The sequence below is a fragment of the Collinsella sp. 4_8_47FAA genome (genome assembly GCF_000763055.1).
GTDB lineage: Bacteria > Actinomycetota > Coriobacteriia > Coriobacteriales > Coriobacteriaceae > Collinsella.
Genome location: NZ_KN214137.1, coordinates 14,807 through 34,124 on the forward strand (window position 1 = coordinate 14,807; position 19,318 = coordinate 34,124).

21 protein-coding genes and 1 tRNA gene are annotated in these 19,318 nt (G+C 57.0%); 14 read left to right on the forward strand and 8 right to left on the reverse strand.

The genetic code is table 11. The annotated features are described in order from the left end of the window. The first annotated feature begins 2 nt into the window (after positions 1-2). The 11 genes from HMPREF9463_RS08160 to HMPREF9463_RS08210 all read left to right on the forward strand — a co-directional run bounded on the left by HMPREF9463_RS08160 (position 3) and on the right by HMPREF9463_RS08210 (position 9,211). The gene (locus tag HMPREF9463_RS08160; RefSeq protein ID WP_035138467.1) at positions 3-1,181 is read left to right on the forward strand and encodes a cysteine desulfurase family protein; all 1,179 of its coding nucleotides are present in this window, start codon (positions 3-5) and stop codon (positions 1,179-1,181) included. After that, complete coding sequence (locus tag HMPREF9463_RS08165) at positions 1,178-1,987, forward strand: Nif3-like dinuclear metal center hexameric protein (protein ID WP_035138468.1); 810 nt, start codon at positions 1,178-1,180, stop codon at positions 1,985-1,987. Before HMPREF9463_RS08160 ends, HMPREF9463_RS08165 begins: the two co-directional genes overlap by 4 nt. Then, positions 1,984-2,703, forward strand: coding sequence for a zinc ribbon domain-containing protein (locus HMPREF9463_RS08170; RefSeq protein WP_035138469.1), 720 nt, complete (start codon positions 1,984-1,986; stop codon positions 2,701-2,703). The genes HMPREF9463_RS08165 and HMPREF9463_RS08170 overlap by 4 nt, the downstream gene beginning before the upstream one ends. Positions 2,704-2,706: 3 nt before the next feature. Then, on the forward strand, positions 2,707-3,918 hold the full coding sequence (gene coaBC, locus HMPREF9463_RS08175) for a bifunctional phosphopantothenoylcysteine decarboxylase/phosphopantothenate--cysteine ligase CoaBC (protein ID WP_232219784.1): 1,212 nt from the start codon (positions 2,707-2,709) through the stop codon (positions 3,916-3,918). A gap of 81 nt (positions 3,919-3,999) precedes the next feature. Continuing rightward, positions 4,000-4,076: transfer RNA gene (locus HMPREF9463_RS08180), tRNA-Pro, on the forward strand. Between the two features lie 285 nt (positions 4,077-4,361). Next, entirely contained in the window at positions 4,362-5,066 is a 705-nt protein-coding gene (locus tag HMPREF9463_RS08185; protein ID WP_035138471.1) for a CDP-alcohol phosphatidyltransferase family protein, read from the forward strand. 66 nt (positions 5,067-5,132) lie between these two features. Continuing rightward, positions 5,133-5,567, forward strand: a complete 435-nt coding sequence (locus HMPREF9463_RS08190; RefSeq protein WP_084591850.1) for an FHA domain-containing protein — start codon at positions 5,133-5,135, stop codon at positions 5,565-5,567. 3 nt (positions 5,568-5,570) lie between these two features. Beyond that, the gene (locus tag HMPREF9463_RS08195) at positions 5,571-6,449 is read left to right on the forward strand and encodes a transcriptional regulator FtsR (RefSeq protein ID WP_035138472.1); all 879 of its coding nucleotides are present in this window, start codon (positions 5,571-5,573) and stop codon (positions 6,447-6,449) included. Between the two features lie 40 nt (positions 6,450-6,489). Continuing rightward, positions 6,490-7,020 carry an adenine phosphoribosyltransferase gene (locus HMPREF9463_RS08200; RefSeq protein WP_035138474.1) on the forward strand — a complete coding sequence of 177 codons (531 nt, stop codon included), beginning with the start codon at positions 6,490-6,492 and terminating at the stop codon, positions 7,018-7,020. A 32-nt stretch (positions 7,021-7,052) separates the two neighbouring features. Beyond that, positions 7,053-8,180: a coiled-coil domain-containing protein gene (locus HMPREF9463_RS08205; protein WP_084591851.1), complete on the forward strand. Its 1,128-nt coding sequence runs from the start codon at positions 7,053-7,055 to the stop codon at positions 8,178-8,180. Positions 8,181-8,344: 164 nt separating this feature from the next. Continuing rightward, entirely contained in the window at positions 8,345-9,211 is an 867-nt protein-coding gene (locus tag HMPREF9463_RS08210; protein ID WP_035138476.1) for a DegV family protein, read from the forward strand. A 73-nt stretch (positions 9,212-9,284) separates the two neighbouring features. On the opposite strand, the gene HMPREF9463_RS08215 is transcribed toward HMPREF9463_RS08210, so the two are convergent. Continuing rightward, positions 9,285-9,896, reverse strand: coding sequence for a DUF1836 domain-containing protein (locus HMPREF9463_RS08215; protein WP_171021459.1), 612 nt, complete (start codon positions 9,894-9,896; stop codon positions 9,285-9,287). Between the two features lie 155 nt (positions 9,897-10,051). Continuing rightward, entirely contained in the window at positions 10,052-10,990 is a 939-nt protein-coding gene (locus HMPREF9463_RS08220) for an NAD(P)/FAD-dependent oxidoreductase (protein WP_035138479.1), read from the reverse strand. Positions 10,991-11,107: 117 nt separating this feature from the next. Here HMPREF9463_RS08220 and HMPREF9463_RS08225 point away from each other — a divergent pair, with 117 nt between their 5' ends. After that, positions 11,108-12,409 (forward strand): MGDG synthase family glycosyltransferase, encoded by a 1,302-nt coding sequence (locus HMPREF9463_RS08225; RefSeq protein ID WP_232219785.1) that lies wholly within the window; start codon positions 11,108-11,110, stop codon positions 12,407-12,409. Positions 12,410-12,801: 392 nt separating this feature from the next. Here HMPREF9463_RS08225 and dut read toward each other — a convergent pair whose 3' ends face one another. The 3 genes from dut to HMPREF9463_RS08240 are packed head-to-tail and all read right to left on the reverse strand — an operon-like array spanning position 12,802 to position 14,194. After that, positions 12,802-13,245 carry a dUTP diphosphatase gene (gene dut / locus HMPREF9463_RS08230; RefSeq protein WP_035138481.1) on the reverse strand — a complete coding sequence of 148 codons (444 nt, stop codon included), beginning with the start codon at positions 13,243-13,245 and terminating at the stop codon, positions 12,802-12,804. A gap of 4 nt (positions 13,246-13,249) precedes the next feature. Continuing rightward, positions 13,250-13,693, reverse strand: a complete 444-nt coding sequence (gene nrdR / locus HMPREF9463_RS08235; protein ID WP_022093781.1) for a transcriptional regulator NrdR — start codon at positions 13,691-13,693, stop codon at positions 13,250-13,252. A gap of 51 nt (positions 13,694-13,744) precedes the next feature. Next, positions 13,745-14,194: a LysM peptidoglycan-binding domain-containing protein gene (locus HMPREF9463_RS08240; RefSeq protein WP_035138484.1), complete on the reverse strand. Its 450-nt coding sequence runs from the start codon at positions 14,192-14,194 to the stop codon at positions 13,745-13,747. A gap of 163 nt (positions 14,195-14,357) precedes the next feature. On the opposite strand from HMPREF9463_RS08240, the gene lexA reads away from it, so the two are divergent. Together lexA and HMPREF9463_RS08250 are read left to right on the forward strand one after the other, a co-directional pair. Next, positions 14,358-15,002 carry a transcriptional repressor LexA gene (gene lexA, locus HMPREF9463_RS08245; protein ID WP_035138488.1) on the forward strand — a complete coding sequence of 215 codons (645 nt, stop codon included), beginning with the start codon at positions 14,358-14,360 and terminating at the stop codon, positions 15,000-15,002. Then, entirely contained in the window at positions 15,002-15,706 is a 705-nt protein-coding gene (locus HMPREF9463_RS08250; RefSeq protein ID WP_035138489.1) for a heparan-alpha-glucosaminide N-acetyltransferase, read from the forward strand. The genes lexA and HMPREF9463_RS08250 overlap by 1 nt, the downstream gene beginning before the upstream one ends. Here the strand turns inward: HMPREF9463_RS08250 and hflX are convergent. Genes hflX through miaB form a run of 3 tightly spaced genes read right to left on the reverse strand, consistent with a single transcriptional unit; the run spans position 15,691 to position 19,288 of the window. Then, positions 15,691-16,980: a GTPase HflX gene (gene hflX / locus HMPREF9463_RS08255; RefSeq protein WP_035138491.1), complete on the reverse strand. Its 1,290-nt coding sequence runs from the start codon at positions 16,978-16,980 to the stop codon at positions 15,691-15,693. The two genes, HMPREF9463_RS08250 and hflX, sit on opposite strands and share 16 nt — an antisense overlap. Continuing rightward, entirely contained in the window at positions 16,980-17,918 is a 939-nt protein-coding gene (gene miaA / locus HMPREF9463_RS08260) for a tRNA (adenosine(37)-N6)-dimethylallyltransferase MiaA (RefSeq protein ID WP_035138493.1), read from the reverse strand. The genes hflX and miaA overlap by 1 nt, the downstream gene beginning before the upstream one ends. Then, positions 17,918-19,288, reverse strand: coding sequence for a tRNA (N6-isopentenyl adenosine(37)-C2)-methylthiotransferase MiaB (gene miaB / locus HMPREF9463_RS08265; RefSeq protein ID WP_035138495.1), 1,371 nt, complete (start codon positions 19,286-19,288; stop codon positions 17,918-17,920). The genes miaA and miaB overlap by 1 nt, the downstream gene beginning before the upstream one ends. Positions 19,289-19,318: the final 30 nt, after the last annotated feature.

A 19,318-nucleotide genomic window follows, 5' to 3' on the forward strand; every position in this document is an offset into this window, starting at 1 on the left:
TTATGACCGCAGGTCAAAACCGCATACCCGTGAATCTTGACTATGCCGCCTCGACGCCCATGCGCGCCGAGGCGCTCCTTGCGCAGCGCGAATATGACGACAGCGAGCTTGCCGGCGTCAACCCCAACTCGCTGCATTCGCTCGGCCGCAAGGCCGCCGCGCGCCTGGAGGTGGCACGTCGCGAGATTGCCCGTAGCTTTGGCGCGCGCGTTCGCCCGTCCGAGATCATCCTTACCAACGGCGGCACCGAGGCCAACCAGCTGGCGCTCCTCGGTCTTGCCGAGGGCGCTCGTCAGCGCGACCGCAAGCGTAACCGCGTTATCGTATCCGCCATCGAGCACGATTCGATCCTGGACAACCTGCCGCTGCTGCGCGCCGCCGGCTTTACCGTCGACCTAGTGCAGCCCTGCCGTGCGGGCTACATCGAGCTTGCCGCGCTGAGCGACTTGCTCGGCGACGACGTCGCGCTCGTGAGTATCATGGTCGCCAACAACGAGACCGGCGTGGTGCAGCCTATCCGCGAGCTTGCCGCGGCTGCGCACACCGCAGGCGCCCTGTTCCACACCGATGCCATCCAGGGCTATCTGCATATTCCGCTCGATGCCGCCGAGCTGGGTGTCGACGCCATGTCCGTCGCCGCCCACAAGATTGGCGGTCCCGTTGCCTCCGGCGCGCTCTACGTTAAGACTCGCACGCCGCTGCGCCCCCGCATCTTTGGCGGCGGACAGGAAGCCGGACGTCGCGCCGGTACGCAGGACCTGCGCACGCAGCTGGCCTTTGCTGCTGCCGCCCGTACGCTGGTGCCCCATGTGGCCCATGAGCGCGAGAAGCTGCAAGCCCTTTCTGACAAGCTCTACGCCACGCTTACGGCCCATCCGCGCATTCACGCCACCATGGGCGACTACGCGCAGGCAGATCGTCTGCCGGGTATGGTTTCGATCTACGTCGACGGCATAGACTCCGAGGAGCTCATCATCAAGCTCGACGCCGCCGGTTTTGAGGTGTCGGCCGGATCGGCTTGCTCGAGCGGCAGCATGGACCCGAGTCACGTGCTCAGCGCCATGGGCATTGGTCGCGAGCAGGCGCTGGGCGCACTGCGTATTTCCTTCGATGACCGCGTGAACCCGAGCGATCTGGACGAGTTCGCCCGGACGCTGCTCTCGATCGTGTGTGCCGCATGATCGTCGCCGAGCTTGAGCGCGCGCTGCTGGCACGCTATCCCAAAGCGGACGCCGAGGGCTGGGATCACGTAGGACTCTCCGTTGGCGATCCGGCCGCGGAGATCACCGGCGTTGCCTGCGCACTCGATGCGACCGTGGCTAACGCTCGCCGCGCCCAAGAAGCCGGCGCCAACGTGCTGCTGACGCATCATCCCATATACATCAAGGCACCCGAGGCCTTTTGTCCGGCGGATGCCACACGACCCCAGTGCAGCGCGGCCCTCTACGAGGCTGCCCGCTGCGGCGTGAGCATTATTTCGCTCCACACCAATCTGGACCGCTCGCACGAGGCGCGTGCCTGCCTAAGTGAGCTGCTGGACGCCGTGCCCGTGAGCTCGCTGGAGCACGTAGACGACCCCGAGTCGACCGGCCTTGGCGCGCTTGCGACGCTCAACGACCCGTGCACGCTGCGCGATCTTGCCGCCCGTGCTGCCACGGCCTTCGGAAGCGACCCGCGTGTATGGGGCGATGCCGAGCGCTCGTGCCGCACCGTCGCCATTCTGGGCGGCTCCCTCGGTGACTTTGGCGAACTTGCCATCGCCGCCGGTGCGGATGTTGTCGTGACGGGCGAGGCAGGCTATCACGTGGCGCAGGACCTTGCCTTGCGTGGGCTACCGGTGATCTTGCTCGGCCACGACCGCTCCGAGGAGCCGTTCGTTGATATATTGATGAACTCTGCAGTTGACGCCGGGGTCGACCCCCGTCATGCGATTAAAATACTGAACCCTTGCCAATGGTGGACTGTGACAAAAGGAGAGAACTTATGAGCGCCGGCGCTACGCTACTCAAGCTGCAACAGATCGATTTGGAGCTCGCCCGCAACAAGAGTGAACTTGCCAATATGCCGGAGCTCAAGGAGCTCGCTTCCAAGCGTAAGACCTACGTTAAGCTCAAAGCCGAGATGACCAAGCTCTACGCCCAGCGCAAGGACCTGGACATTGAGCTCGACGATCTCAACACCACCGAGATTCAGACCAACAACGCCATTGAGGCTGCCAAGAAGCGCCACGTCGACGGTTCCGACTACCGTGAGGTTCAGGACCTGGAGAATGAACTCGCAACCCTGGCCAAGCGTCTGGACAAGATTGAGCACACCCGCAAGGACGTCGTTGTCGCCCATAAGGAGGCGCTCGACCGCGAGGCCCGCGCACAGGCAATTATCGCCAAGTTCGAGGAGGGCGTGAAGGCCGATACCAAGGCCGCCCGCGCTAAGGCTGCCGACCTGCAGGCTCAGATTGACGCCGCCACTAAGGAACGCACCGCGCTTGCCGCCACGCTGCCGGCCGACGTGCTCACCGACTACGAGCGTCTGCTCAAGCAGTTCCGCGGCCTGGCCGTCGAGACCATCCAGGGCAACATCCCCACAGTCTGCCACACCGCGCTGCAGGCATCGTCCATGAGCGACCTCAACCACGACGGTAGCGAGATTACGCACTGCCCGTACTGCCACCGCCTCCTGGTACTCCCGAGCAAGGAAGCTTAAACGATGGCGGCATCCAACAATTCAATGCAACTTGAGGGAAAAACGATCCTGCTGGGCATTACCGGCGGGATCGCCGCCTATAAGTCGTGCAATATCGTGCGCCTGCTGCAAAAGCGCGGCGCGCGCGTCAAGGTCGTTATGAGCGAGCATGCCACGGAGTTCGTGGGGCCGCTAACCTTCCGTGCACTCACAAACGAGCCCGTTGCCGTGGGCCTATTCGACGATCCCTCCGACCCCATCCACCACATTTCGCTGGCGCAGGAGCCCGATCTGGTGGTCGTGACGCCCGCGACGGCCAATATCATCGCCAAGATGGCCAATGGCATCGCCGATGACCTTATCTCCACCACGCTGCTAGCGACGCCGCGACCCATCGTGATCGCACCCGCTATGAACAACGGCATGTGGAAGGCGCCGGCGACACAGGCCAACATGTCCACGCTGCGCGAGCGCGGTGTCCATGTGGTGGGACCCGGCAGCGGCTACCTTGCCTGCGGCGACGTGGACACGGGACGCATGAGCGAGCCCGAGGACATCGTCGAGGCTGTCTGTGAGGTGCTCAACCCGGCACCTCAGGACCTAGCAGGCAAAAGCATCATCATTACCGCCGGCCCCACGCACGAGCCGATCGACCCCGTGCGTTTTATCGGCAACCGTTCATCGGGCAAGATGGGTATCGCCCTGGCGGGGGAGGCCGCACGCCGCGGTGCCGCCGTCACGCTCGTGTTGGGCCCGACATCACTCGATGTGCCCCGCGGCGTGGCGTGCGTACGCGTGCAGACCGCCGCAGAGATGCTCCAGGCGGCCCTGAGCGCCTTCCAGACGGCCGATGCGGCCATTTGCGCGGCCGCCGTCGCCGACTACACCCCCGCGGCCCCTGCCGACCATAAACTCAAAAAGTCCAACGAACGCTTGGATCGCATCAAGCTTGTCGAAACGGTCGATATTTTGGCCGAGCTCTCGCGCCAGAAGGGCGAGCGGTGTGTGATCGGATTTGCGGCCGAGACCGATAACGTTGTCGAGTACGCCGAGCGCAAATTGGCCCGCAAGGGCTGCGATGCCATTATCGCCAACGATGTCTCGCGCGCCGATTCGGGCTTTGGAACCGACACTAACAAGGCCTGGATTGTGAGCACAACGGGTACGCAAGAGCTTCCCGTGCTAACAAAACCCCAGCTCGCAGATACAATTTTGGACTTGCTTCAAAATTTGTAAAAAAAGTTCTTGCACAAGTCTAAAGTTTCGGGTTAATATACTTCCTGTTGTGAGCGAGAGCAGAGCAACAAACAAAAGCTTCGGGACGTGGCGCAGCTTGGTAGCGCACTTGACTGGGGGTCAAGGGGTCGCTGGTTCGAATCCAGTCGTCCCGACCAGAAGTTTGTAGGTCAGGCACCTAATGCCTGACCTTTTTTGTTTTTAATCACCATGATTATTTTGCTTAAAGCAACAACGTTCCCGCTCGATGTAATCACAGAATCAAAACGTGTACATCAGCCACCAAAATCGACATGTTTGGAGGCTGATGTACACGAACGCGAAATCCCCCGCCGCCTAAAAGCACCTTCCACATGTCTGGACTCTCTATGGCTGCGCTGGATAGACATCGCCGGAACGGGTATAGTATCGACAGTTTTGTCGTTTACCAGCGGGGGAGTCCTGTGGGCATCAAAAAGAAGATCAAAAAGGAGCTTATCGGCACTTCCGATTACCCGTCGAATAAGATCTTTACGATCTCCAATTTCATCACCTTTACGCGCCTGATCCTCACCCTGGTATTTCTGTACCTGTTTGTGACGGATAACAACCGCGTCATCGCCATCGTTATCTACGCCGTTGCCGCCTCCACCGACTGGATGGACGGTCAGATCGCCCGCATGACTAAGACGGTCTCATGGCTCGGCAAGGTCATGGATCCCATCTGCGACCGTGCGCTGCTGTTCACCGGCGTGCTGGGACTGGTGGTTCGCGGAGAGCTGCCCATCTGGGTCTGCGTGCTCATTATTGGCCGCGACATCTATCTGGGCATCGGCACGCTTATCGTGCGTCATTATCACCGTCGCCCCATCGATGTCGTCTTCCCCGGAAAGATTGCCACAGCGCTGCTCATGACCGGATTCTCGCTCATGCTGCTCGGGTTCCCCGTTGTTGACGGCCTGCAACTTTTACCTTCAACCCTTACGGCCTTCCCGGGCCTCAACGGAAGCTCGGTGCCCCTCGGCATCTTCTTTGTGTACGGCGGCGTGATCTTCTCCATGCTCACGGCTGTCATCTACTCCATTAAGGGCGGAGTGGCCATTAAACAGGCTCTCGCGCATCCCGAGGACGAGGACATCGACTTTCTGAACCCTGAAATCGAAGACTGATTCGTTGGGGTATGATTACGTACGGTTCATTATTTGCGGCACGTCCGCGATAAGTTAGGGGTTGTCATGGACAACATGGTTAACAATATGCCTCAGAATGATAAGACTGCTGACGCTACCTGCGTATTCCGCGTGCCTTCAAGCGACGTCACCGTTCCCGACCTCATGGCCAACGTGCGCATCACCGCCCCCGTTCTGTCCATCGTCAAGGGTCCGCAGACTGGTGCCGCCTTTGAGCTCGAGGACGAAGTGACCACCATCGGTCGCGATCCTGCAAACGGCATCTTCCTCAATGACATGACCGTTTCGCGCAGCCATGCGCGCATTATTCGCGAGGGCCTCGGCGCTCGCATCGAGGACTTAGGCTCGCTCAATGGCACCTGGGTCGACGGTGCCATCGTCAATGCAGCCCCGCTGCACGACGGTTCTTCCGTCCAGATTGGTACGTTTACGCTCATCTACCACGAGAGCACGCCGGAGCGCATCGAAACCGGTGAGTAGGGCATGGCCGAACGCAACTATCTGAGTATCGGCCAAGTCGTCAACCTACTTCGAGGCGCATACCCCGATCTTTCGAACTCAAAAATTAGATTTCTAGAGGATGAGGGGCTCATTACCCCTCATCGTACGCCTAAGGGATACCGTCAGTACTCCAAGGAGGACGTTGATCGCCTGGAGGTCATTCTGCACTTGCAGAAGACTCGCTATATGCCGCTCAACGTAATTAAGCAGCGCTTGGAAAACGCCACGGACCTGTCGACGCTCGCCTACGAGGTGGGCTTGCTGTCCGATGTTCCGCTCAAGACGGAGCCCAAGGAGACTAAGCAAAAGTTGCATCCCATCGAGACCATTCCCGATATGCTGGGCGTCGAGATTTCGTTTATCCGCTCGCTCGCCGAGAACGACCTCATTCGCATCATCAAGAGTCCGCAAAATCGTGAGCTCGTCGATGGTCGCGATTTCCCGATCATCCGCTACTGCTCCGAGCTGTCACGCTTCCATATCGAGCCGCGCAACCTGCGTCAGTACGTGTCTTCCGCCAACCGCGAGTCCTCGATGTTTGAGCAGGTGCTCGTGAGCATGCTCGGAATGGATACCTCCGATGACGAGCGCGACGCCAAACTCGAGCGTGCGTTTAAGAAGCTTCACGACCTGACAGAAGGTGTGCACACTGCGCTGCTCAAGAACCGCGTTTTTGAGTCGCTCAACGCCGTGGTCGAGGACGCCGACATCGATGCACTCGATGAGGAAATCACTCGCTCCGAGTCCACCAAGGCCAAAAACGAAGAGACAGCCGCGCCGGCTTCGCACGAGGATTCTCTCGTAAAGCCGCTCAAGGTCGTCGCCCCTTCGCAATCCGGCACCGCCACCGCGGGCATATAACCGCTGCTGAAATTTCGGCAACCCATTGAAAGGTCATGCAATGTACGACTTCGAATCTCAAATCGTCGATATCCCCGACTATCCCGAGCCCGGAGTCATCTTTAAGGACATCACGCCGCTCTTTGGCAATCCCGAGGCGCTCAAAGCCATGACCGATGCCCTCGTCGAGCACTTTGCCGGCATGGGAATCACCAAGGTCGTGGGTCCCGAGGCTCGCGGCTTTATGGTTGGCGTACCGGTGGCTGTAGCCCTTGGCGCCGGCTTTGTTCCCGCACGTAAACCTGGCAAGCTACCGCGCGAGACCGTAAGTCAGAGCTACGAGCTCGAATACGGCACCGATTCAATTGAGATCCATGCCGACGCTATCAGCTCTAAAGATACCGTGTTGATTCTGGACGACTTGGTCGCGACGGGCGGAACCGTCGAGGCAACAGGTAAACTGGTGCGAGATATGGGCGCAAAGCTTGTCGGTTATGGTTGTATCCTTGAGCTTGCGTTTCTCAACCCGCGCGAGAAGCTCACGCCGTCTGATGACGATGTGGAGCTCTTTAGCCTGGTGACGGTGGACTAGCCGTTACCCTTAGTTACTGGAAAGGAAGCTACATGCGCACAGCAAACACGCATAGAAACATGGCACGCTGCGCTGCTACGGCAACCCTCGCTTGTGTTTTGGGCTTGGGCCTCGCGGCTCCTGCCTACGCCGATACCGCATCCGACCTTGCCGCTGCTCGTACGAAGCTCGAGCAGATCGGTACCCAAACCCAGCAGATTTACGATGAACTCGCCACGCAGACGCAGGCGCTCGATCAGACTGCTGGCGAGATCACGCAAAAGCAGCAGGAGATCGCCGATGGTCAGGCCAAGCTCTCGACCTATGTCGCCGGCGAGTACAAAACCGGCGGTCTGAGCCTGCTTCAGGTTCTGACGGGCGTCGATGACCTGAGCGATATGCTCAACCGTCTGTTCTACTACGGCAAAGTTTCCGATAAGCAGGCTCAGACCATTCAAGAGGTCAAGGAGCTCAAACAGCAGCTCACCGATAAGCAGGCCGAGCAGGAAAAGAACGTCGCCACCACGCAAAAGAAGGTCGACGAGCTTAACGCCCAGCAGGCTGAAGCACAGAACGTCGTAAACTCTCTGGATTCACAGCTGCAGGCTGAGCTTGCCGCTGAGGCCGAGGCCAACGCCGCGCTGCAGGCCGGCATCAACGCCAGTACCGCCGAGAAGGCCACGGTGAGCAACGAGACTGCCGGTGCGACCGAGAACACCAACAACGGTGGCCAGACCAGCAATAACAACAACCAGGGCGGCAACACTCCGGCTCCTACGCCGGCACCTGCTCCGACACCGCAGCCCTCCACGCCTGCCCCGGCTCCGACGCCTTCTGCTCCGAGCCAGTCCGTCGATGGCGGTTCTGTTGTCTCGCGTGCATACAGCAAGCTTGGTTGCGCCTATTCCTGGGGCGGAATTGGCCCGAACAGTTTCGACTGCTCTGGTTTTGTTAGCTATTGCCTCACTGGTCGCTATTGCCGCCTGGGCACCACGGGCACCTTTATGGGCTGGACGCGTGTGTCCGATCCGCAGCCCGGTGACGTTGTGGTCAACTCGTACCACACCGGCATTTACATCGGTGGTGGTCAGATGATTCATGCTTCCGACTACAACACGGGTGTTATCATCAGCTCCGTTGCCGCCGGCATGAACAACAACTACATTTTCGTGCGCTACTAAGTATTCAGATAAAGCAAACGGATATGGACCTCGTGGCTTTGAGTCATGGGGTCCATTCTTTTGCCTTTAGTGCAGTCCGCTATCTAGTTTTGAATACTAGATAGCGGCCCAATCGGTCTGCAAGATGGCTATAATTGAATGGGAACGATTAGAAAGGACCCTCTATGAGCTGGGCACTTATCTCCGATTCAAGCTGCAACCTCCGCGATTGGCAACCGATCGCACCCCATACCACCTTTGCATTTGCTCCCCTCAAAATTCGAGTGGGGGAGCGTGAATTCGTCGATGACCTTTCGCTCGATGTTCATGAGCTCAACTGCGCTGTTCAGGCGGAGACGAATGCCTCTTCGAGCGCTTGTCCCAGCGTGGGGGAGTGGGCCGAGCTCTTCAAATTGGCAGACAAGACCATCTGCATGCCGATCTCTGAGGGCGTGTCGGGCAGCTACAACGCGGCAGCCACGGCTCGCGATATGGTTCTTGCCGAGGAGCCCGACCGACAGATTCATCTAGTCAATTCACGCGCAGCTGGCGGCAAAATGGACCTCATTTTCTTGCTGTTCGACCGCTATCTTGCAAGCAATCCGAATGTCTCATTCGAGGATGCTTGCGCATACTTCGATAGCCTTGAACAGAACAGCAAAATCCTCTTCAGTTTGTGCAATTACGAAAACCTCGCCAAAGCCGGACGTATCCCTAAGGCAGCCGGCGTCATTGCCAACAAGTTCAATATCCGCATTTTGGGCACGGCGAGTGAGGCCGGTAAAATCGAACTCGTCGGGCACACGCGTGGCGAAAAGAAGATGCTCAACAAGATCATCGACACTATGGAAGCCGAGGGCTTTACGGGCGGTGAGGTCATCATCGATCACGTTGAGAACGAAGCTGGAGCCCAGGCGCTTACTGATCGCATAGTCGAACATTGGCCCGGCTCCAAGACCATCATCATGCCCTGCAACGGCCTGGATTCCTATTACGCCGAGATGCACGGCCTGATCATCGGCTACGGCATGGGCGTAGCTTCGGGCAAATAAAGTCCAACCAAGCAAAAAAACGGGCGGGACAAAGCGACAGATGGCTCTTTGTCCCGCCCGTTTTATACGTCGGCTAGCTATTAAACCCGTTGAACTTGAGATAGCTCATCAAGTAAGCCTTCGAAACAAAGGATGAAACCGCGCTGCGCACAAGCAGCGACTCACGCGTTACCTGATGCGCCGTATCGGGAACCGGCGTCTGCTCGACGGAAAACGCCGAACGAATCGATGCCTCGAGCTGATCGACCACATAATCAAAGGCCGTCGGGGCATCGTAGCTCAAACGCTGAATGTTAAAGAGTGCCTGCACCGCAGCAATAGGTAGCACCTGCTTAAAGATGCAGATAGCGATCAGGCGGGCAATCTGCTCGCGGCCATATTGCTTTTTGACCGGAGCAGGCACCAGGCCGACCTTCACGTAGTTATTGATCATCGATGGCGTAATGACAGGCTGCTCAACGCAAATGGACAGCGGCTCCATCCACAGCGCAACATACTCAATAACCTGGTCGCGGTAGAGCGTCACATTGGGCAACTGGTTATAGCGCGGCAGACTCAACGTATTAAGTTTGCGCACGATATCGGACTGAATAAATGCATCGGGCAGCACAGTGGGCTGAATATCCTCAGGCTTAATGCTGACCGATGTATCGGACATCGGGATAACGCGTTTGGCGTGGTTCATAAGGATCCTCCGTTCATTAGCTATATTGTATTCTAGGTTATCTAGTTTTGCATACCATATAGCCGGCAAGTAAAAGTGGTTGGACAGCACATTGATGCACCGTCCAACCACTTTGTTTTAAAGATAGCAACCTTACATAAGATATATTATCGTACTTATCCGCGGAGAAACGCGTATGCGCTCGTTGCTGCTATGGCTCCGTCAGAAACGGCGGTCACAACCTGACGTAAGCGCTTGGAACGGATATCGCCAGCAGCAAATAGACCTGGCGTGCGGGTCGCCATGGATTCATCAGTCAGAATGCCGCCATCAGGCGCCAGGTCGACAAGATGCTCAACAAGCTCGGTATGGGGTTGCGTCCCGGTAAAGACAAAGATGCCAAACGAGCCAGGCTCAAAGGTCTCAGCATGCGTCTTGCCGCTTGCATTGTCCTTGAACGTAATTGTCGTGGGCATCGCTTCACCAGAAAGCTCAACAATACTAGTTTGGTACCTAACTGTAATATTGTCCTTTTTGAGTACTTTCTGAACAACACCATCAGGCGCACGGAACTGGTCGCGGCGCAGCACGATGGTCACACTGCTGGCAATGTCTGACAGGAACAGTGCCTCTTCGCATGCCGAATTGCCACCACCGATTACAAAGACCTGTTTGCCGCGGAAGAACATGCCGTCACATGTTGCGCAATATGAAACGCCACGACCGCGATAGGTATCCTCGCCAGCGAAACCTGCCGGACGCGGCGTGGCACCCATGCAAGCGATAACGCTCGAGGCAAGCGTATCGCCCATATCGTGATGCACCGTAAACAGCGCTGCATCGGCATCGTAATCGATACCCGTAACCATGCTCCATGTAACCTGCGCTCCCAGCCCCTCTGCATGTTGCTGAAAACGCTCGCCGAGTTCGGCGCCACTCAAGAGCGGAATGCCCGGATAGTTCTCGACCTCATTGGTCGTGGCGATCTGTCCACCCGACATGCCCTGCTCAATCACGGTCGTCGTCAGGTTGGCACGCGCAGCGTAAATGGCGGCAGCATAGCCCGCGGGGCCTCCACCGATAATCGCAACATCAATCGGCTGATCGGTAGTCATGAAGAATCCTCTCGTCGAAACGTTGTCGTTCTTTGCGCTCATACCCAAATTTACGTGAACATGACACTCATGCACTACAATGATAAATCGCGTAACAAAGCTGAAGGGGAGTTATCGATGGATCAAACGCAGACGAGCAATAGCGCTCCCCTGCCCATGCAAGCCACTCCCCAACCGGAGCAAATGACCGTTTTACCTGCACAAAAACCCCTGGTAACCATTGTGCACGCATCAGTTGGATCGGGCCACAAAGCCGCCGCCAACGCGATTGCACAAGCATTTGACCTTATCCGCGGCACCAAGGGAATCCCTGAGGATATTGAAATTGAAGTGCTCGATATCCTTGATTTTGGACGTATTAAATTCGACGGCAATAAGACCGCGGCTTCTTTTACGGGAGCCACACGCCCCATTTACGACCTGACCTGGCGATATACGCTTACGGGGCATCTTCTCTGGGGTGGCGGCACGGCATGGTCGCGAATTATGTTCCCCGCCTTCAACGAATATATTCGTCGCCGCAGGCCTATAGCCGTGGTCGCAACGCACATCACAGCAGCCAATGTTGCCGTGGGTGCCCGCGTTATTACGGGTATCGATTATCCGGTCATCTGCGTACCAACAGACTATGAAGTCGAAGGCTTTTGGCCCCACAAGGACACCGACCTGTTCTGCGTGGCCAACGAGTTTATGGCCGAAACGCTGCGCCCCCGCAAAGTTCCCGAGTCAAAGATCCGCATAACGGGCATCCCCATCCGAGCCGGTTTCGATTCAAATTACGATCGCGAGGAAGAGCTGAGCAAGTTCAATCTCCCCGTAGACAAAACCGTCGTATTGGTGATGGCCGGCGCCAGTTTGCCCCAACCATACGTGCGTTTCCGTGCCGCGATGGACCACACGCTCCCCTTCTTACGCAGCTTTGAGGACATGCACTTTGTCTTTTTACCGGGCAAGGATAAGGAATACGCCGCCCGACTCAAGACGCTCTTCGACGCCATGAAGCTCGACAACGTCACGGTTCTGGACTACGTGGACGACATGGCGGCCCTCATGCACGGCTGCGACCTGGCAATCCTCAAATCGGGCGGACTCACGGTCACCGAGTGCCTGTGCGCTCATCTGCCGATGATCCTGCTGGGCAAATCATACGGTCAGGAAAAGGCCAACACCACGATGCTTACCGGCATGGGCGCCAGCATGCACGTCACCACCGCACGTGAACTCATCGTAACCCTACGTCACTTGCACGACCATCCCGAATCACTCAAAGCCCTACTCATCAACGGCGAAGTACTACGCCGCCCCCACGCAGCCGAAGACATAGCCATCGCCACCATGGAGCTCGTAGGCAAACCCCAAAAGCGCAAACGAGCCTTCTGCCGCTTCTACTGGGGAGGAAAGCCCGCGCATATCCGCTAGTCGAATGTCCGCCGCTCTGCCGGAGCCGCCCTTATATCATTCCATGCTCAAACATTCTCGCTTCGCTGCGAAACTGCGCGTGGAACGATATAAGGGCGGCTCCGGCAGAGCGGCTGCGTTTACTTACTAGCAGCTACTTCGGTATCCCCTCCATTAGAACCTGCAAAGGTAAAACAGGAAAATATAAATACAGTAAGCCGATGCGACAAAGGGACAGCCCCTTTGTCGCATCGGCTTACTAGAAAAGTAAATATTGTTTCAAGCGAGTAGCCGCCCGCCCGGGGCTTACCTATATCGTTCCACGCGCAGTTTCGCAGCGAGCGAAGCGACGCGAGAATGTTTGAGCATGGAATGATATAGGTAAGCCCCGGGCGGGAGGGATACGAGCGCCCCTAGGCGACGCCGCTGGAGCCGAAGCCTCCGTTGCCTCGGTCGGTTTCGTCTAGTTCTTCTACTTCTATGAGGTTGACCGTGGGGACTTCTTGGATGACGAGTTGGGCTATGCGGTCGCCTTTGTTGATTTGGATGTTGTTGGAGGGATCCAGGTTGATGAGGATAACCTTGAGTTCTCCTCGGTAGTGGGCGTCGATGAGGCCCGGCGTATTGACTATAGACAGGCCCTGCTTGATGGCCAAGCCGCTGCGGGGCTGGACGAAGCCGGCGTAGCCATCGGGCAGGGCGATGGCCAGCCCGGTAGAGACCAGACGACGTTCGAAGGGCTTCAGGACGCAGTCCTCGTTGGAGCGCAGATCCAAGCCGGCATCGGTGGGATGGGCGTATTTGGGAAGCTCGACGGTGGGGTCGAGACGCTTTATGTTGACGGTAATGCAGGACATGGAATCACCTTAGCTTGTCGAGCTCTTGCAGAAACTCATCGACGTCTTTGAAATCGCGGTAGACCGAGGCAAAGCGGATGTACGCCACCTTATCGATCTTGGCCAAGCGCTTGAGCACCATGTCACCCAACTCATGCGACGTGACGGCCGTCAGCGTGCGAGAGCGCAGCTCGACCTCGATATCGTCGATAATCTCATTGAGCTTCTTAGTGTCGATATCGCGCTTGATGGTGGCACGCATCAAGCCGACGAGCAGCTTATTGCGATCGAACCGCTGCTTAGTTCCGTCCGACTTAATGACCTCAATTGGGTCTTCGCATCGCTCGAACGTTGTAAAGCGGTAGTTACACGAGCAACATTCGCGACGGCGCTTAATGGTGTTATTTGACTCCTGCATACGGGAATCAACGACGCGGGTATGTGCCTTGCCGCATTTAGGACAGCGCATGGTACCTCCTCTTAAACGATAACAAGAGTACCATGCGCAGCGCGATAATGATTACGAACGAGCAGGAACCTTAAGATGCGCACTGGCGGCGAGCGAACCATGCTCCAGATGATTGACGTTACGGATCATGTCGGAAGTCTCTTGCGTGGAAAGGCCTTCGATTGGATATTCCTCGGCAAGCGACCAAAGAGAATCACCAGGCTGAACGCGAATGGTCTCGTAGGTAACGTTGGAAACGGACTCGGCATACGCGGCGTGACGAGCGCTAAAGACCGACGTAGCGAGGACAAAAAAGAGCGTGAGCGCAACGGCGACGGCAACAATCGTCGAGACCTTCAGGGCAGCGGGAGTCGGCGCGGCAACAGCATACTGAGTGCGAGCAGACTTTACGGGCAAAGGCTGATAACCGGAACGTCCACCCTTGACAACAGTAAAAGCGGGCGCGGCAGGCGTCTCGAGCTTAAGGGCGAGGTTTCCCTGGACCATATTCGTTGCGTTCATCATGTTCTCCTCTCGCGTGTTTTGCTGAGAACAGTTTTATCAAGCCGCGCGGACAAAAATGTCTAGCGCGAGAACGAATGTTCGGTTATTATTATCTTCGAACAGTTGTTCCTGTCAAGCAAAATTCGAACATTTGTTTGACATGGGTAGAGAGGATGCCCTGATGGCTCGCAAAATTACCAAGCGTCAGCAGCAAATTTACGACTTCATCAAGGAATATCAGCAGGAGAAGGGTTATCCGCCCAGCGTGCGCGAGATGGCTTCTGCCGTGGGCCTATCCTCTCCCAGCACCGTGCACGCCCATCTCTCTGCCCTGGAGGCGCGCGGGCTACTCAAGCGCGATGCCACCAAACCGCGCGCCCTGGAACTCTTTAACGAGGACGGTTCCTCTGTCTCAATTTCTAAATCTGACGAGCCCACCGCACCTCGCGGAACGGTCTCGCTACCGCTCGTTGGTCGCGTCGCGGCTGGGATTCCCATTCTGGCCGAGCAGAATATCGAAGACACTTTTACTATCCCGACCGAAATCGCCACTGATCAGGGTTCCTTTATCCTTGAGGTGCATGGGAGCTCAATGATCAATGTCGGCATCTTCAATGGCGATTACATCATCGTCCGTGAACAAAAGAGTGCCATGAACGGCGAAATTGTCGTGGCCATGATTGATGGTTCAGCGACCGTCAAGACGTTCTACAAGGAGCAGGGACGCGTACGCCTGCAGCCCGAGAATGACACCATGGAGCCTATCTATGCAACGAATCCCATCATCTTGGGCAAAGTCGTCGGCTTAATGCGCCGGTTCTCGTAATGCAAAAACGCATCACCATCTTTGATACCGTCCGCGGGTTTACGATGATTTCAATGGCAGGTTTTCACGCTTGCTACGATCTCGCCTACCTGTACGACTGGGATATGCCCTGGTTTACCCAGACCGTCTTTCAAGACATCTGGCGCGCCAGCATCAGCTGGGTATTTTTGTTTATCGCGGGTTGGATGTGCACCCTTTCGCGCAACAATATCAAACGTGCCGCCAAATACGCCTTAGCAGCACTCGTCGTCTGGCTGGCAACAACACTTGTCTCAGTCGACGATTCGGTTAATTTTGGCATCATCTACTGCATGGCCGCATGTACCGGCATCGTGGCGTTGACCGATCCCGTCCTTAAGAAGATATCGGCGAGATGGGGCATGTCGCTATGCCTTGTGTTGTTCGCCCTCACCTGGAGTATCCCCAAAACGATCTACCCTGTCCCCTACCTGGCGTGGCTGGGATTTCCGAGCCTTGGGTTTGTTTCAGGTGATTACTACCCCATCATCCCGTTCATCTTTATGTATCTTGCAGGATACTTCGCCGCACATATAGCGCAGGGAATCGATAAGACCGCCCTAAGCTGGGCCTACGCCAACCCCCTGCCGGCGCTCGCCAGCCTTGGACGTCATGCACTCCCCTTTTATCTGCTGCATCAACCCATTATTCTGGGCTTTTTGGAGCTCGTCTACTCGGTGCGATAACGCTTGAGCCGCGGCGCGATACGGGCCGGCAGCTTCGCCACAATACGAACGCCGTCCACAAGATATTCCTCGTGCAAAAGGGTTCCCTGCTCATGCACCAGCGTGATGAGGGCGCCCTCGCGATACGGGATATCAGCAGAGAGCAACACATCGGTAGCAGCCGCCTCACGAGCAATACGGTCGACGAAATCGTCGAGTCCCTCGCCCGTCTGGGCCGAGAACAGCACGGCCTCGGGATAGCGACGACGGAAGCTCAGACGATCAACGCTATCGAGAAGATCGATTTTATTGAATACGGTCAGCGTTAAACGCTCTCCAGCGCCGATCTCATCAAGAACGCGGTCGACAGCCTCAAGCTGCCGCTCATAGTCCTCGTCAGACGCATCTACGACTTTGAGAATTAGATCGGCACCCAACACCTCGGACAGCGTCGATTTAAAGGCATCGACCAGACCATGCGGCAGCTTTTGAATAAAGCCGACGGTATCAGTAATCGTCATGCCGCGACCGCCGGGCAGGCGATACGAACGCGTCGTCGGGTCGAGCGTAGCAAACAGCTTGTCCTGCGAAAGTACCGTAGAGCCGGTCAGGCGATTGAGCAACGTCGATTTACCGGCATTGGTATAACCGGCTAACGCGACGCGAAACGCCGGTGACTCAATGCGGCTCTTGGACTGGACATCGCGACGCTGTTCAACCTGCTTGAGCTCACGACGAAGCGCGGCAATCTTATTGCGAATCAAGCGACGGTCAACCTCGAGCTGGCTTTCACCCTGGCCAAAGCGCGAACCGATGCCGCCGCGCGTCTGCTCCTTGGCAAGATGGCTCCACATGCCACGCAGACGAGGCAACAGATATTGAAGCTGCGCCAGCTGCACCTGTAGACGACCCTCGCGCGTCTGGGCATGCAGGCCGAAAATATCAAGAATGAGCGCCGTGCGATCGATGATCTTAACCGGTTCGCCCACGGCCTTCTCCAGATAGGACTGCTGTGAAGGCGTCAGATCGTCGTCAAAAATAACGACATCGGCATCCATGCGATGCACTAAGCCGCACAGCTCTTCAACCTTGCCGGAACCGATAAACGATTTAGGATAGGGTTTAACCAGTCGCTGCGACAAACGAGCAACACACCGGGCGCCAGCCGTGTGCGCCAGGCGCTCAAGCTCATCGAGCGAGCGATCGAGCGGCCACGCATTGTCGCGCCACTCGACGCCGACAAGAATGGCACGCTCAGGCTCGGGTGCTGTGGGAACGAGGGGAAACCGGGCCATCAGGCAGCCTCGATGCGATGCAAGATATCCTCAACGACCTCATCGACCGTATATTCGTCCATATCGAACCACACAATACGATCGTCGCGCTTAAACCACGAAAGCTGACGCTTGGCATAGCGACGCGAACGCATCTTAATGAGTTCACGAGCCTCATCCATAGTCATCACACCGTTAAAAGCATCAATGATTTCTTTGTAGCCAATCGCCTGCATCGAAGTGAGCGCATCTTCAAGCCCCTGGTCCATAAGGCCACGGACCTCATCAACAAGACCCTGCTCAAACATGAGGTCAACGCGCAGGTTAATGCGCTCGTAAAGCAGCTCACGATTGCGTGTCAAGCCAAACCACAAGGCATGATAATGCTCACATGGAACACTAAACTGTGACTTTTGCTGTGCGTAGGAAACGCCGTCATCATGCATTTCGAGCGCACGAATCACGCGGCGCACATTATGAGGATGAATGACCGCGGCAGACTCAGGATCGCGCTCGGCAAGCAGCTTATGCAGCGCTTCCTCACCAATGCGCTCGGCAAGTTCCTGATAACCCGCACGGCGATCGTCCTCAAGTTCTCCCGAGGGAAAATCCATCTCATCGAGGGCGGCCTTGAGATACAGGCCCGTACCCCCGCAAAACACCGGAAGACGTCCAGACCCGAGCAGGCGCTCAACATGCGCGCGAGCGTCTGCCTGGTAAAGCGCCGCAGAGTACGCGACGCCCGGCTCTACGATGTCAACGAGACGCAGAGGCGCCGTACACTCATCGGGCGTCATCTTTGCGGTGCCGATATCCATACCGCGATAGATTTGCATCGCATCGCACGACAGCACTTCAGACGAAAGGCGAGCGGCCAAACGGTCAGCGACGTCACTTTTACCAACCGCCGTCGGACCGACGATCGAAACGGCGGAAAGACCTGCCCCGGGAGAAATCATTAGCGCGGCTCACCCACAACGGAGCCTGACAAATACCACGTCTTAGCAACGTCGACGTCAACATCAACGATCTTACCGACAAGCTGGTCGATGCTATATCCCTCGGGAATGGGCGCATGAACGGTCTGATTCTTGGGGCTCTTGCCCAGCAGCACCGCATCGTTCTTTTTACTCGTACCCTCAATGAGCGCCGGCACCACGGTATGGAGCTCACCCTGGTTGTACTCGTGCGCTGTCGTCTCGATAACCTTGACCAGACGGTTAAAGCGCTCAAGGATGACCTTGTGCGGTGTGGGATCATCAATCTCGGCGGCCGGGGTACCAGCGCGCTTGGAGTAGATGAAGGTATAGGCCTGGGCATAGCGGACCGTCTCGGCAAGCGAGAGCGTCTGCTCAAAGTCTTCTTCAGTCTCGCCTGGGAAGCCAACGATAATGTCGGTCGAGAGCGCGATATCGGGCATACGGTTGCGAATGCGATCGACCAGGCCCAAATAGTCCTCACGTGTATAACGGCGATTCATCTCTTTGAGGATCCGCGTCGAACCTGACTGGACGGCCAAGTGCAGCTGCGGCATAACGGCAGGCGTCTCGGCCATGGCGTCGATGGTCTCGGGCAACAGGTCCTTGGGATGCGAAGACGTAAAGAAGATGCGCTCCACACCCGTATCGCCCACGGCACGCAGCAGATCGGCAAAACGCGACTTGCCAAACAGATCACGACCATATGAGTTAACGTTTTGGCCCAGCAGCGTAATCTCACGCACGCCCTGGCGCACCAAACCGGTCACCTCGTCGACAATCTCCTCGAAGGGGCGGCTCTTTTCGCGACCGCGCACGTACGGCACGATGCAATAGGTGCAGAAATTATTGCAGCCCGTCATGATGGGCACCCAAGCGTGATACTGGGTCTCTCGATGCCACGGCATGCTCATGGCATCCGTATCCTCATGCTCATTGGTGCGGATATGACGCTTGCCGTCAAGGAACGCCTCGGCAATGAGCTCGGCCACATGTGCGATAGAATGCGTGCCAAAGATGACATTGACGTTATCGACGTTGGTGAGCAGTCCCTCGCCATCACGCTGCGCGATGCAGCCGCCCACGGCAACCACACGCTTGCCCGAAGGCGAAGGCGGCAGGCTTTTGCAGGAATTGCACTGACCGTACAGGCGAGTATCGGCGGCCTCGCGCACGCAGCATGTCATGAAGACAACGATATCGGCATGCTCAAGATCGAGCGCCATGAGGCAACCATACGAATCGAGCAGACCGCTCACGCGCTCAGAGTCGTGCTGATTCATCTGGCAGCCAAAGGTGCGGATAAAGTAGGTTTTACCGGCAAGAATATCGCGTACGGAACGCTGATCCATGTGCATAAGTCCTAACGTTGGGGAGCGAAA